A 1256-nucleotide genomic window follows, 5' to 3' on the forward strand; every position below is an offset into this window, starting at 1 on the left:
CTCCGGCAGGAACGCCCCCGCCCCGACCACCTCTCGCACTTCTCCTGGAGCCACCGTGCGCACCCGACTCGTCCTGCTCTCCGCCCGTCTGCTCGACCCCGGCACGGGGGCGTTCCTGCCGGAGACCGCGCTCGCCGTCTCCGACGACGGCCGGATCTCCGCCCTGGGCGACGACCGCGAGATCCGGACGCTGGTCGGTCCGGCGACCACCGTCGTCGACCTCAAGGGGGCCGTCGTCACCCCCGGCCTCGTCGACGGCCACCTGCACCCTGTGTCCGGCGCCGAGCTCACGCACGGACTCGACCTGTCGTACTGCGCCGACCTCGACGACGTCCGGGAGGCCCTGGCCCGCGAGGTGCGGACCCTCGACCGCGGCCAGTGGCTGTTCGGCTGGGGTCTGGACCCGAACGTCTTCGGCGACCGGCCCGTCGGCACCGCGCCGTTCGACGCCGTGCTCGACGGCGTGCCGGCCTTCCTGCTGCTCTTCGACGCCCACTCGGCGCTGGCCAGCCGCCGGGCCCTCGAACTCGCCGGGGTCGACGGCCCCCGCACCTTCGACCAGGCCTCGGCCGAGGTCGTCTGCGACGCCGACGGGCGCCCGACCGGGCTGCTCCAGGAGGACGCCGCCTGCGAGCTGGTCGAACGGGTCGCGCCCCGGCCGACGCGCGAGGAGAGCCGGGAGCGGCTCGCGGCGGCGCTGCGGTCGATGGCGGCGGCGGGCCTCACCGGCGGGCACGCCATGGACGCCAACGGCGACAGCCTCGCCCTGTACGGGGAGCTCGACGCGGCCGGTGAGCTGCCGCTGCGGCTCAGGGTCGCGCCCTGGTGCCAGCCGGGGACCGACGAGGCCGGGGTACGGGAGCTGATCGACCTCCAGGGCACGGGCGGCGAGCTGTGGCAGGTCGCGGGCGTGAAGCTCTTCATGGACGGGACGATCGACAACGGCACGGCGTGGCTGGAGCGCCCGGACTGCCACGGCGAGTCCACGCACGCGTTCTGGCCGGACCCCGAGGCGTACACCCGGATCATCGGGGAGCTGCACCGGGCGGGCGTGGCCACCGCGACGCACGCGATCGGCGACGCGGCGGTACGGCACGTGCTCGACTCCGTCGAGAAGGCGCGGACCGGCGGGGGCGCCGAGGTGCGGCACCGGGTCGAGCACATCGAGACGGTGCCGGACGACACGCTGCGCCGTTTCGCGGAGCTGGGCGTCCTGGCGTCGATGCAGCCCACGCACTGCTGCGACTTCACGCGCG

1 protein-coding gene is annotated in these 1256 nt (G+C 75.2%); it reads left to right on the top strand.

Annotated features, from left to right (window positions below):
• Positions 1–55: 55 nt before the first annotated feature.
• On the top strand, positions 56–1256 hold a 1201-nt coding region (locus CCN56_RS25420), incomplete at its 3' end, for an amidohydrolase (protein ID WP_086830312.1).

Source organism: Streptomyces sp. NRRL B-24572 (genome assembly GCF_002156145.1).
GTDB classification, from domain to species: Bacteria; Actinomycetota; Actinomycetes; order Streptomycetales; family Streptomycetaceae; genus Streptomyces; species Streptomyces vietnamensis.